Raw genomic sequence first — 12,892 nt, 5'->3', positions numbered from 1 at the left:
GTGCGGGACGGGCGGGGCGGGGCGGGCGCCGGATCGGGCGGGCCGCCCCCTTGTCCGCCCGTCCCGTTCCCGGGGGCGGCCCCGCCGCCCGAGGGGGCCCGGGCCCCGGGGCTAGGAGGGTTCCCCCTGGGCCTGGACGGCGGTGATGGCGACCGTGTTGACGATGTCCTGGACCAGGGCCCCGCGCGAGAGGTCGTTGACCGGCTTGCGCAGGCCCTGGAGGACCGGGCCGACCGCGACCGCGCCCGCCGAGCGCTGGACCGCCTTGTAGGTGTTGTTGCCGGTGTTCAGGTCGGGGAAGATCAGCACGCTCGCCTGGCCCGCGACCTCGGAGCCCGGGAGCTTGGTCGCGGCGACCGAGGGCTCGACGGCCGCGTCGTACTGGATCGGGCCCTCGACCTTGAGGTCCGGCCGCGAGGAGCGGACCAGCTCCGTCGCCTCGCGGACCTTGTCCACGTCCGCGCCCGCGCCCGAGGTGCCGGTGGAGTACGACAGCATCGCCATGCGCGGCTCGACGCCGAACTGGGCGGCGGTCCCCGCCGACTGGATCGCGATGTCGGCGAGCTGGACCGCGTTCGGGTCCGGGTTCACGGCGCAGTCCCCGTACACCAGGACCTTGTCCGCGAGGCACATGAAGAAGACCGAGGAAACGATCTTCGCGTCCGGCTTGGTCTTGATGATCTCGAAGGCCGGACGGATGGTGGCGGCCGTGGAGTGGACCGAGCCGGACACCATGCCGTCGGCCAGGCCCTCCTGGACCATCAGCGTGCCGAAGTAGTTCACGTCCGCGACCACGTCGTACGCCAGCTCCACGGTGACGCCCTTGTGGGCGCGCAGCTCGGCGTACCGCTCGGCGAAGGTCTGCCGGAGCTCGGAGGCGGCGGGGTCGATGAGCTGGGTGGCGGCCAGGTCGATGCCCAGGTCGGCGGCCTTCTTGCGGATCACGTCCACGTCGCCGAGCAGCGTCAGGTCGCACACGTCCCGGCGCAGCAGGACGTCCGCGGCGCGCAGCACGCGCTCCTCGGTGCCCTCGGGCAGGACCACCCGGCGGCGGTCGGCGCGGGCCTGTTCGAGCAGCTCGTGCTCGAACATCATCGGGGTGACCCGGCCGCTGCGGGCCACCGAGACCCGGGCCAGCAGCTCGGCGGTGTCGACGTGCCGCTCGAAGAGGCCGAGCGCGGTCTCCGCCTTGCGCGGGGTCGCCGCGTTCAGCTTGCCCTCCAGCGCGAACAGCTCGCCCGCGGTCGGGAAGGACCCGCCGTCGACGGAGACGACCGGGGTGCCGGGGGCCAGCCGCGAGGCCAGCGTCAGGATCTCCGGGCCCGGCCGCTCGCCCAGCGTCAGCAGCACGCCCGCGATCGGCGGGGTGCCGGCGCTGTGCGCGGCCAGCGAGCCGACCACCAGGTCGGAGCGGTCGCCGGGGGCCACCACCAGGCAGCCGGGGGTGAGCGCGTTGAGGAAGTTGGGCAGCATCGCGCCGCCGAACACGAAGTCCAGGGCGTCGCGGGCAAGACCCGCGTCGTCGCCCAGCAGAACCGTTCCGCCGAGCGCCTGGGTGATCTGCGCGACCGTCGGCGCGGCCAGCGCGGGCTCGTCGGGCAGGACGTACGCGGGCACCGGCAGGCGGCTGTCGTTGAGCCGCTCGGCGATGCCGGCGCGGTCCACGGGGGCCACCCGGTTCACGACCAGCGCCAGGACGTCGCAGCCCAGGCCCTCGTAGGCCCGGTGGGCGTTGCGCGCCTCGGCCCGCACCGACTCCGCGGTCTGCTTGCGGCCGCCGACCACGGGTATCACCGAGGCCCCGAACTCGTTCGCCAGGCGCGCGTTCAGCGCCAGCTCGTCGGGGAGCTGGGTGTCGGCGAAGTCCGTGCCCAGGACGAGTACGACCTCGTATCCGCGCGCCACCCGGTGGAAGCGGTCCACGAGCCGGGAGACCAGTTCGTCGGTGCCCTTCTCGGCCTGCAGCGCGGACGCCTCGCGGTAGTCCATGCCGTACACCGTCGCCGGGTCCTGGGACAGCCGGTAACGGGCGCGGAGCAGGTCGAAGAGCCGGTCGGGGCCGTCGTGCACCAGCGGGCGGAAGACGCCCACCCGGTCCACCTGGCGGGTCAGGAGTTCCATGACTCCCAGCTCGACGACCTGGCGGCCGTCCCCCCGGTCGATGCCGGTCACGTACACGCTGCGCGTCACGCGTGCTCTCCGTCTCGTCGTCGGTCGGCGGTGCCGCGGCGCTGCCGACAGGTAAACAGGTAACTTTGCCTATTTTGTGCGGTTAGGGTGGCCTTGCACCCTTGACAATACCTTTGGGGCTGGATAGAGCGCCCGCCGGAAGAAGTACCCGCGAACCGGGCACAAAGGCCCCCTGTCCCGCTTGTACCGGAGTATCCGAAAGCGCGCCGCCTGTTCCGGGCGTGGAACAATCGGAACCTGGCTCACAAGTACCACCAAGAGCAGGAGACACAGCACGATGCGTATCGGAGTTCTCACCGCAGGCGGCGACTGTCCCGGGTTGAACGCAGTGATCCGGTCGGTCGTGCACCGTGCCGTCGCCGGACACGACGACGAGGTCATCGGGTTCGAGGACGGTTTCAAGGGTCTCCTCGACGGCCACTACCGTCCCCTGGACCTCAACGCGGTCAGCGGCATCCTCCCGCGCGGCGGCACCATCCTCGGCTCGGCCCGCCTGGAGCGCGACCGGCTGCGCGAGGCCGCCGAGAACTGCGCCGCGCTCACCGCGAAGTACGGCATCGACGCGCTCATCCCGATCGGCGGCGAGGGCACCCTGACCGCCGCCCGGATGCTCTCCGACGCCGGAATGCCCGTGGTGGGCGTTCCCAAGACGATCGACAACGACATCAACGGCACCGACCGCACCTTCGGCTTCGACACCGCCGTCGGCGTCGCGACCGAGGCCATAGACCGTCTGAAGACCACCGCCGAGTCGCACCAGCGCGTCATGGTCGTCGAGGTCATGGGCCGCCACGCGGGCTGGATCGCGCTGGAGTCCGGCATGGCCGGCGGCGCCCACGGCATCTGCCTGCCCGAGCGCCCCTTCGAGGTCGACTCGCTGGTCAAGATGGTCGAGGAGCGGTTCGCGCGCGGCAAGAAGTTCGCCGTCATCTGCGTCGCCGAGGGCGCGCGCCCCGCCGAGGGCACCATGCCGTACGAGAAGGGCGTCATCGACCAGTTCGGCCACGAGCGCTTCACCGGCATCGGCACCCGGCTGGCCGTCGAGCTGGAGGCCCGCCTCGGCAAGGAGGCCAGGCCGGTCATCCTCGGCCACGTCCAGCGCGGCGGCACGCCCACCGCGTACGACCGCGTCCTGGCGACCCGCTTCGGCTGGCACGCGGTGGAGGCGGCGCACGCCGGGCAGTTCGGCAAGATGACCGCGCTGCGCGGCACGAGCATCCGGATGGTGCCGCTGGCCGAGGGCGTCACCGAGCTGAAGACGGTCCCCGAGAGCCGGATGTACGAGGCCGAGTCGGTCTTCTAGGCGCGCTCCGGCCGCCCGCCGGGCGCGACAACGGCCCCCGTCGTCTCCTCCGTGGACGGCGGGGGCCGCCGCGTGCCCGCGGGGAATGCGGCGTCCCCGGCACCCGCCTCACCGGGCGGCTCCCGCCCGACGGCCGATTCGGGTCCCGCGGCCCTGCGGGAGACACCCCCGACGGCCCCGGCGGACCCTGCCGCACCGCCCCCTCCGACGGGCCGGAAGCCACCGGTCCGCACCGGCTGCCGAGGGCCGAGGTCCTCGCGGCGGTCGCGGCGACGGAGCCGTACCCCTGCGCCGGCGACGCCGGCGGCGGGCTCCTCCGCTTCGGCCCGGCCGGTCAGACCCGCTGGACCCGCTCCCAGAAGTGCCCCACGATCCCCTCCAGGAACTCCCGCCCCGCCATGCCGTCCCCCGCGTCGCCCACCCCGCCGCCCCAGCCCAGGGTCGCCACCATCCGGGACTGGTAGTCGGCGTGCAGGCGCGGCAGGGCCGCCTCGATCGTGCCGCGGTCCACCGGCAGCAGTTTGGCCAGCGGTTTGACGTACGCCTGCCAGCGCGTGGTGACCGCGCTGCGCAGCAGCTCCGCCAGCTCCGCGTCGCGTCCGGCGGCCGTGACGAACTGGGCGGGGGAGAGGCCGAGCACGGCGACGAGCGCGGCGGACTGCCGCTCGGTGCCCCGCCAGCGCCCGCTCTCCTCCATCCGCTGGTACGCGTCCACGCTCAGCCCGACCCGGCGGGCCAGGTCCGGCACGGCCACGCCGCGCACGGTGCGGTGCTCGCGCAACGTCCGCGCGGCGTAGAGGAGTTCGGCGGGGTCGCACCACAACACCCCGGCCAGGGCGCTCACTTCACGGCTGTCGGGCGCGCGCAGCCCCCGCTCCCACGCGGTGACCAGATCCGGCCCCACGTCCATGCCGTACTGCGCGCGCAGCCCGTACGCGACGTGCCCGGGCAGCATCCCGAGGGCCTCGCGCAACCGCCGGGCGGCCGCGCTGTCGAACGGAGGGGCCTCGGAGGGCGGGACGTCTGACGGCGGGGTGGGGTGCACGCGCACACGGTATGGGGGAAGGGGGGAAATGGCTACGGTGTGTTCGGCCAACGTCACGGCTCGTAGGAACGTCCAGTGTGTACGCATTCGTCGAACTGTGAACTCAACGACCGCAAGGGTGTGTCGGCGCGCGCGGTGATGCATAGTCGCCGGGACCCACTTCCACGTGGGCGAAGACCGGTGAGGACGAAGGAGGGCCCCGTGGCCGCAACGGAGACCGGAGCGGGGCAGCAGCCCGCGCCCAAGAGGCGGGACAGGTCGCACTACCTGTACCTGGCGGTGATCGTCGCGGTCGCCCTCGGCATCACGGTCGGCTTCCTGGCCCCGGGTGTGGCCAAGGACCTGAAGCCGATAGGCACCGGCTTCGTGAACCTGATCAAGATGCTGATCTCGCCGATCATCTTCTGCACGATCGTGCTGGGCATCGGCTCGGTGCGCAAGGCCGCCAAGGTGGGAGCGGTCGGCGGGCTCGCCCTCGGCTACTTCATGGTGATGTCGACGGTCGCGCTCGGCATCGGCCTGCTGGTCGGCAACCTGATCCACCCGGGCACCGACCTGGACATCGACGCGCACAAGGGCGAGGGCGCGAAGCAGGCGGCGGGCGGCGACGAGGGCACGGCCGACTTCCTGCTGGGCATCATCCCGAAGACCCTGGTGTCGGCGTTCACCGAGGGCTCGGTGCTCCAGACCCTGTTCGTCGCGCTGCTCGTGGGCTTCGCGCTGCAGGCGATGGGGCGGGCGGGCGAACCGGTGCTGCGGGGCATCGGGCACATCCAGCGGCTCGTCTTCCGCATCCTGGCGATGGTGATGTGGGTGGCCCCGGTGGGCGCCTTCGGGGCGATCGCGGCGGTGGTCGGCGAGACGGGCGGCAAGGCGCTGGCCGCACTCGCCACCATCATGATCGCCTTCTACATCACCTGCGTGCTGTTCGTCTTCGTGGTCCTCGGCGCGATCCTGAAGCTCTGCACCGGGATGAACATCTTCCGGCTGCTGGGGTACCTGGGCCGGGAGTTCCTGCTGATCCTGTCCACCTCGTCCTCGGAGACGGCGCTGCCCCGGCTCATCGCGAAGATGGAACACCTGGGGGTCAGCAGGCCGGTCGTCGGCATCACCGTCCCGACGGGCTACTCCTTCAACCTCGACGGCACGGCCATCTACCTCACCATGGCATCGCTGTTCATCGCGAACGCGCTGGGGGACCCGCTGTCCGTCGGGGAGCAGATCGCCCTGCTCGGCTTCATGATCATCGCCTCGAAGGGAGCGGCGGGAGTGACCGGCGCGGGACTCGCCACCCTGGCGGGCGGCCTCCAGTCCCACCGGCCCGAACTGGTCGACGGGGTCGGCCTGATCGTCGGCATCGACCGCTTCATGAGCGAGGCGCGGGCGCTGACGAACTTCGCGGGGAACGCGGTGGCGACGGTCCTGGTCGGGACCTGGACCAAGGAGATCGACAAGGAGCGGGTGGCGGAGGTCTTCGCCGGCCGGCTGCCCTTCGACGAGCAGACCCTGCTGGACGACGGGCACGGCCACGGCCCGGACCCGGAGCCGGCCCCCGCCGGCACCGCTCCGTCCCTCACCAAGTAGCGGCGACGCGCGGCGAGAAGCCACCGACGGAAGCGGGAGGGCGCGCGCCCGGCACCGCGCGCCCGGCCGCCCGGCGACCACGCGATGCCGCGCCTCCTTCGGGGTACACGCCCCCCGGAGGCGCGGCCTCGTCAGTACGTCGTCGCGAGGCGAGGTGAGGGACATGAACCGGGAGCACCGCTGGCTGGAAGCGTCCGTCCGACTGGCCGAGCTGATGCGGGCCGGTCCGGGCCCGGAGCCCGAAGCGGGCGTCTTCCTGCGGGAGTTCTGCCGGATGGGCGTCGAGCTGCTCCACGTTCCCGCGGTGGGCGCCGTGCTCGCCGAGGCGGGCGGCGCGCCGCGGGCCGCCGCCGCGCCGGACGGGAACCCGGGGCTTGTGGACCTCGTGGCCGTCGCGCCGGACGGGGACTCGGGGCTCCTGGACCTCGTCGCCGTCGCGCCGGACGGGGACTCCGGGCTCCTGGACCTCGTCGCCGCCCGCTGCCAGGACGGCCCCCGCGCCGAGGGCTCCTGCCGGGACGAACCGCTGCTCGACCTCGATCTGCGGGCGCACGCCGGCCGCTGGCCCGACTTCTGCGCCCGCGCCCTGGCGCACGGCATCGACCGCGTCGCCGTGCTCCCCCTGCGGCTCCGGGAAACACGGCTCGGCACCTGGCAGGTCTACGGCCGCGACGGACTGCCGGCCCGTGAGGAACTGGACATGGCCCAGCGGCTGGCGGACATCGCCGTCCTGTCCCTGGTGCAGACCCGGCAGTTGTCCCGGTTGTCCCGCTCGGCCGACGAGCTGCGCGGCGCGCTGGCCAGCCGGGTCGCCATCGAGCAGGCCAAGGGCATGCTCGCGGCCCGGTGGGGGGTGCGCCCGGACGAGGCCTTCCAGCCGATGCGCTCCTACGCGCGGGCCCGTCGGCGCAAGCTGCGCGAGGTCGCCCACGACGTCATCGAGGGCAGGCTCCAGCTCTCGCCGTACGGTGTCCGACGTAGCTGAGGCGCACCGAAAGTCAATGTCCGCAGCTCAGCTTCACTCGGAAGTGCCATACGTGGATGAGTAACCGATTCTTCTCGGGTACCGCACGCGTACGTTGCTTCGAGACCATCCCAGACCCCGGTGAGTCCGACAGACGCCACCGATCGCTCAACAAGGCACCTGGGGTGAAGAGATGCCCGAATCATTCGTGGAACAAGCCGTGGAAGTGCGCCGTGCCGGCGACGCGCTCGTCCTCGCGCTCCGCGGAGAGCTGGACCTCTACGCGGGGCTGCGGGTCGGCCCGCTCACGGACCGGGCCCTGCGCGGACACCCCCGCCGCGTCGTCGTGGACCTGACCCGCGTCACCTTCCTGGACTGCGGCGGCCTCTCCCTGCTGCTGCGGATGCGCGGGCAGGTGACCCGCCGGGGAGGCGAGTTCGCGGTGCACTGCCCGGAGCCCCGGCTGCTTCGGATCCTGCGGTACGTACGGCTGGACGAGCCCCTGCGCATGGTCGCGGAGCTTCCCTGCGGCGGCTGACCTGCGCCGCGGCGGGCACCGCACGGGCCGACGGGCCAAAAGAAACACCCCGGCGCATTGACAGCCGGGGTGTTTCTCTGCGTATATTGGGCGATTCCCTGCCCAAATTACAAGCGGGCAGAGAGAAGCGCCATATGGACACCATAACCCAGTGGGGGAAGACTTGTCAACCGAGGAATTGTCAACCCGTGAACTGCGGGAGGAGCGGCAGTTCGTGGCGGGGCTCTACGCACGCCTCGACGAACTCCGCGCCGAGGCCGAGACCGCCGTGCGCGGTTCCCTCGCCCCGGCCGGGAACGGACGCCAGGCCCGGGTGGAGCGCGACGTCGCCGTGATCGAGCGCTCCGCCACCCTCACCGCCCTCAACGCGGCGGACTCCGGCCTCTGCTTCGGCCGCCTCGACTTCGCCCCCGAGTCCGAGGGCGAGCCGGGCGCCACCCACCACATCGGCCGCATGGGCATCCGCCGCGACGACGCCGAGCGCAGCCCCCTGCTCGTCGACTGGCGCGCCGCCGTCGCCCGCCCCTTCTACCTCGCGACCGGCCACACCCCCATGGGCCTGCGCCGACGCCGCCACCTGACCACGAAGGGCCGTACCGTCACCGCCCTGCACGACGAGATCCTCGACCTCGGCGACCCCACGCGCACCGGACACGAGGACCCCACCGGCGACGCCGTCCTCCTCGCCGCGCTCAACGGCGCCCGCACCGGCCGCATGTCCGACATCGTGCAGACCATCCAGGCCGAGCAGGACCGCGTCATCCGCGCCCCGCACCGCGGCGTCCTCGTCGTCGAGGGCGGCCCCGGCACCGGCAAGACCGCCGTCGCCCTGCACCGCGCCGCCTACCTCCTCTACGCCCACCGCGAGCAGCTCGCCCGCCGCGCCGTGCTCATCGTCGGGCCCAACCCCGCCTTCCTCTCCTACATCGGCGACGTCCTGCCCTCCCTCGGCGAGACCGGCGTCCTGCTCGCCACCCCCGCCGAACTCTTCCCCGGCGTCACCGCCACCGCCGCCGACACCCCCGGTGCGGCCGCCGTGAAGGGCAGCGCCGCGATGGCGGACGCCCTCGCCGCGGCCGTGCGGGACCGGCAGACCGTGCCCGACACCGTGACCGAGATCGACCACGAGCAGTGGACGCTCTCCCTGGAGCGCGCCGTCGCCGAGGACGCCCGGCACCACGCCCGCGCCACCGGGCTCCCGCACAACCTCGCCCGCGCCCACTTCGGCCGCCACGTCCTGGACGCCCTGACCGGACAGCTCGCCGACCGCGTCGGCCGCGAACCGTACGAGGCCATCGCGGAGGAGCTCGGCGAGGAGATCCCCGAGGGCAACGTCCTCACCCCCGCCGACATCGAACAGCTCGGCAGGGAGATCGCGGGCAACCCGGACGTCGTCGCCGCGATCGACGCCCTGTGGCCGGAACTCACCCCGCAGCGGCTGCTCACCGACTTCCTCCAGGAGCCCGTCCACCTCCCGGACGCCGACGCCGCGTCGATCCGCCGCGCACCGGGGGCCGGCTGGACCGCCGCCGACGTGCCCCTGCTCGACGAGGCCGCCGAACTCCTCGGCGAGGACGACCACGCGGCCCGCGCCGCCGCCGCCCGGGAGTACGAGGAGCGCGTCGCGTACGCCAAGGGCGTCCTGGACGTGTCGTACGGCTCCAGGACCTACGAGTTCGAGGACCTGGACGACGAGGACTCCGAGGTGCTCGGCGCCCACGACCTCATCGACGCCGAGCGGTTCGCCGAGCGCCACGAGGAGGACGACCACCGCAGCGCCGCCGCCCGCGCCGCCGCCGACCGCACCTGGGCATTCGGGCACATCATCGTGGACGAGGCGCAGGAGCTGTCCGCGATGACCTGGCGGCTGCTGATGCGCCGCTGCCCCACCCGCTCGATGACCCTGGTCGGCGACCCGGCGCAGGTCGGCGACGCGGCGGGCTGCGACTCCTGGAAGCAGATCCTCGACCCGTACGTCGGCGACCGCTACGAGCACACCCGCCTGGGCGTCAACTACCGCACCCCGGCCGAGATCATGGACCTCGCGGCACGGGTGGTGCGGGAGGCCGACCCGGCCTTCGAGCCGCCGAGCTCCGTACGCTCCACGGGAGTGGAGCCGTGGGTGCGCCGCAGCACGCCGGACGAGCTGCCCCGTACGGTCGCGGAAGCCGTGGCGGCGGCCGGAGGGGCGGGGCGGACCGCCGTCGTCGCCCCCGCCGACCTGCTCCCGGCGCTCGCGCGGGAGCTGCCCGGCGCGTCCTGCGGGGCGCACCCCGACCTCACCGCGCCGGTCGTGCTGCTCGCCCCGCGGCAGGCGAAGGGCCTGGAGTTCGACACGGTGGTCGTGGCGGAGCCGGACCGCATCCGGTCCGGCTCGCCACGCGGACTCAACGACCTGTACGTGGCCCTGACCCGGGCCACTCAGTCACTGGGCCTCGTCCACACCGGGGGCTGGCACGTCACGCCGGCCGCAGCCACACCGTCGCCAGCGGCGGCAGCGTCAGACTGATGCTCGCCGGGCGGCCGTGCGACGGGTGCGACTCCGGCTTCAGGGGCTCCGGGTTGTGGACGCCGCCGCCGCCGTAACCGGCCGCGTCGGTGTTCAGGACCTCCACCCACGCCGGTACGTCGTCCGGGACCCCGAGGGTGTACGCGGGCCGCACGACGGGCGAGAAGTGGGACACCGCGAGGAGCGGGTTCCCGGCGGCGTCGTGGCGCAGGAACGCGAACACGTTGTCCTCGGCGGCGTCCCCCGCCACCCAGGCGAAGCCCTCGGGGACGGTGTCCCGCTCCCACAGGGCGGGGGTGGCGCCGTAGACGGTGTTCAGGTCGCGGACCAGGTCGCGCACGCCCCGGTGGTCGGCCTCCGCGCCGTACGACGGGTCGAGCAGCCACCAGTCGGGCCCGTGCGCCTCCGACCACTCCGCGCCCTGCGCGAACTCCTGCCCCATGAACAGGAGCTGCTTGCCGGGGTGGGCCCACATGAAGCCCAGGTAGGCGCGGTGGGTGGCGCGCTGCTGCCACCAGTCGCCGGGCATCTTGCTCACCAGCGAGCGCTTGCCGTGCACGACCTCGTCGTGCGAGATCGGCAGGACGTAGTTCTCGCTGTACGCGTAGACCATCGAGAAGGTCATCTCGTGGTGGTGGTACTTGCGGTGCACCGGCTCCTTGGACACGTAGTCCAGCGAGTCGTGCATCCACCCCATGTTCCACTTCAGCCCGAAGCCCAGGCCCCCGAAGCCGCCGGGGCCCATGTGGTGGGTGGCGCGGGTGACGCCGTCCCAGGCGGTGGACTCCTCGGCGATGGTGACGACGCCCGGGTTGCGGCGGTAGACGGTGGCGTTCATCTCCTGGAGGAAGGCGACCGCGTCGAGGTTCTCCCGGCCGCCGTGCGCGTTGGGCACCCACTGGCCCTCCTCGCGCGAGTAGTCGAGGTAGAGCATCGAGGCCACCGCGTCCACGCGCAGGCCGTCGATGTGGAACTCCTCGCACCAGTACGTGGCGTTGGCGACGAGGAAGTTGCGGACCTCGGTGCGCCCGTAGTCGAACTCGAGCGTCCCCCAGTCGGGGTGCGCCGACTTCAGCGGGTCCTCGTGCTCGTACAGCGGACGGCCGTCGAACTCCGCGAGCGCCCAGTCGTCGCGCGGGAAGTGCGCGGGCACCCAGTCCATGATCACGCCGATGCCGGCCCGGTGCAGGGAGTCGACGAGGAAGCGGAAGTCGTCGGGCGTGCCCATCCGGGAGGTCGGCGCGTAGAACCCGGTGACCTGGTAGCCCCAGGACCCGCCGAAGGGGTGCTCGGCGACCGGCATCAGCTCCACATGGGTGAAGCCCAGGTCGGCGACGTACGTCGGGAGCTGCTCGGCCAGTTGGCGGTACGTCAGTCCGGGCCGCCAGGACGGCAGGTGCACCTCGTACACCGACAGCGGGGCCTCGTGCACCGGCCGGGCGGCGCGCGAGGCCATCCAGGCGGCGTCCTGCCACACGTGCCGCGAGGAGGTGACGACCGAGGCGTTGGCCGGGGGCACCTCCGCCTGCCGGGCCATCGGGTCGGCGCGCATCGTGTGCGAGCCGTCGGGGCGGGTGATCTGGAACTTGTAGAGGGCCCCCTCGCGGACGCCGGGCAGGAACAGCTCCCACACGCCCGTCCCGCCGAGCGAGCGCATCGGACAGCCGGCGCCGTCCCAGTAGTTGAAGTCGCCGACGACGCGCACGCCGCGCGCGTTGGGCGCCCAGACGCTGAAGCGGGTGCCGGCCACGTCCTGGAGGGTCATCGGCTGCGCGCCGAGCACCTTCCACAGCTCCTCGTGCCGGCCCTCGCCGATCAGATGCAGGTCGAGGTCGCCGAGCGAGGGCAGGAACCGGTACGGGTCGTCGACGTCGATCTCGTTGTCGTCGTACGTCACCCGGAGCCGGTACGCCGGAACGTCGGGGAGCGGCAGCACCCCGGAGAACAGGCCGTCGCCCTCGTCCAGCAGCGGCACGCGCAGCCCGGGCGCGAGGACGGCGACCGCCCTGGCGTGCGGGCGCAGCACCCGGAAGGAGACGCCGCCGGGCACCGGGTGCGCGCCGAGCAGGTCGTGCGGGGCGTGGTGCGCGCCGTGCAGCAGGCGGCCCCGGTCGTCCGGGGAGAGGGGGGCGGCGGGCAGGACGGCGAGGTCACCGGCGGGGGCCGGTGCGACGGGTCCGGCGGGGGAGACCTGGTCGTCCTTGGACTTCACGGCCCGCGGCTTCACCGGCTTGGCCTTGGTGGGGGCCTTGGCCGCGCTCTTCTTCGCGGTCTTCCGGACGGTTTCCTTCACAGTCTCCTTCGCGGCCTTCTTCACGGCCTTGGGCCGCTCGGCCTTCGGCGGGGCGGCCTGGGCGCCGGCGGGCGCGGCCGGCGCGGCCTTGGCGCCGGCGGTCTTCGCCCTGGCGGCCTTGGCGGTGGAGGTCTTCGACCCGGCGGCCGCGCCGGTGGTGGTCTTCGGCCCGGCGGCCGGGACCGTGGCGGGCCGCGGACTGTCGGCCGTGGCCGCCTTCGGCTTCCCGGCCGTGGTGCCGGCGGCCTTCGGCCGTTTGCGCGGGCCCGGCGGTACGGCGGTCTCCGCGACGGTTTCCGTCACCGGGTCCGGCACGGGTTCCGACCCGGGCACGGGCAGACGCGCGGGCGGGGCCGGGGCCTCGGTCGGTGACGAGGTGCGGCGCGTCGGCCGGGGGGCATCCCCGCCGGAAGCGGGGGTGGGACGGGGGGTCACGGGAGGGTCCTCCTCGAAGGGGGGTCGTCAG

8 protein-coding genes are annotated in these 12,892 nt (G+C 73.3%); 5 read left to right on the top strand and 3 right to left on the bottom strand.

What is annotated here, in order from left to right; genetic code table 11:
- Positions 1-111: 111 nt before the first annotated feature.
- Complete coding sequence (gene pta / locus ACIP93_RS04815; protein WP_401755772.1) at positions 112-2,190, bottom strand: phosphate acetyltransferase; 2,079 nt, start codon at positions 2,188-2,190, stop codon at positions 112-114.
- A gap of 277 nt (positions 2,191-2,467) precedes the next feature.
- Here pta and ACIP93_RS04810 point away from each other — a divergent pair, with 277 nt between their 5' ends.
- Positions 2,468-3,493: an ATP-dependent 6-phosphofructokinase gene (locus ACIP93_RS04810; protein ID WP_345228333.1), complete on the top strand. Its 1,026-nt coding sequence runs from the start codon at positions 2,468-2,470 to the stop codon at positions 3,491-3,493.
- A gap of 334 nt (positions 3,494-3,827) precedes the next feature.
- Here the strand turns inward: ACIP93_RS04810 and ACIP93_RS04805 are convergent, their stop codons facing one another.
- Positions 3,828-4,544 carry a helix-turn-helix domain-containing protein gene (locus ACIP93_RS04805; protein WP_401755768.1) on the bottom strand — a complete coding sequence of 239 codons (717 nt, stop codon included), beginning with the start codon at positions 4,542-4,544 and terminating at the stop codon, positions 3,828-3,830.
- A 195-nt stretch (positions 4,545-4,739) separates the two neighbouring features.
- Between ACIP93_RS04805 and ACIP93_RS04800 the strand changes: the two genes are divergently transcribed.
- From ACIP93_RS04800 to ACIP93_RS04785, 4 genes are all read left to right on the top strand, one after another.
- The gene (locus tag ACIP93_RS04800) at positions 4,740-6,122 is read left to right on the top strand and encodes a cation:dicarboxylate symporter family transporter (protein WP_401755765.1); all 1,383 of its coding nucleotides are present in this window, start codon (positions 4,740-4,742) and stop codon (positions 6,120-6,122) included.
- Positions 6,123-6,285: 163 nt separating this feature from the next.
- Positions 6,286-7,107, top strand: coding sequence for an ANTAR domain-containing response regulator (locus ACIP93_RS04795; RefSeq protein WP_401755762.1), 822 nt, complete (start codon positions 6,286-6,288; stop codon positions 7,105-7,107).
- A gap of 172 nt (positions 7,108-7,279) precedes the next feature.
- Positions 7,280-7,624 carry an STAS domain-containing protein gene (locus ACIP93_RS04790; protein WP_401755759.1) on the top strand — a complete coding sequence of 115 codons (345 nt, stop codon included), beginning with the start codon at positions 7,280-7,282 and terminating at the stop codon, positions 7,622-7,624.
- A gap of 193 nt (positions 7,625-7,817) precedes the next feature.
- The gene (locus ACIP93_RS04785; RefSeq protein ID WP_401756987.1) at positions 7,818-10,133 is read left to right on the top strand and encodes a HelD family protein; all 2,316 of its coding nucleotides are present in this window, start codon (positions 7,818-7,820) and stop codon (positions 10,131-10,133) included.
- Here the strand turns inward: ACIP93_RS04785 and glgB are convergent.
- Complete coding sequence (gene glgB / locus ACIP93_RS04780; protein WP_401755756.1) at positions 10,084-12,861, bottom strand: 1,4-alpha-glucan branching enzyme; 2,778 nt, start codon at positions 12,859-12,861, stop codon at positions 10,084-10,086. The genes ACIP93_RS04785 and glgB overlap by 50 nt on opposite strands.
- Between the last annotated feature and the right edge of the window lie 31 nt (positions 12,862-12,892).

This window comes from Streptomyces sp. NPDC088745 (genome assembly GCF_044751045.1).
Lineage (GTDB): Bacteria > Actinomycetota > Actinomycetes > Streptomycetales > Streptomycetaceae > Streptomyces > Streptomyces cremeus.
The sequence above is the reverse complement of the archived record's forward strand: the minus strand, read 5'-3'. Positions and strand labels throughout refer to the sequence as shown.

What these genes read in the sequence shown, in the direction of transcription:
- ACIP93_RS04810 (WP_345228333.1), top strand. Translation starts at nt 2,468, where the DNA reads ATGCGTATCGGAGTTCTCACCGCAGGCGGCGACTGTCCCGGGTTGAAC.
- ACIP93_RS04795 (WP_401755762.1), top strand. Translation starts at nt 6,286, where the DNA reads ATGAACCGGGAGCACCGCTGGCTGGAAGCGTCCGTCCGACTGGCCGAG.
- ACIP93_RS04790 (WP_401755759.1), top strand. Translation starts at nt 7,280, where the DNA reads ATGCCCGAATCATTCGTGGAACAAGCCGTGGAAGTGCGCCGTGCCGGC.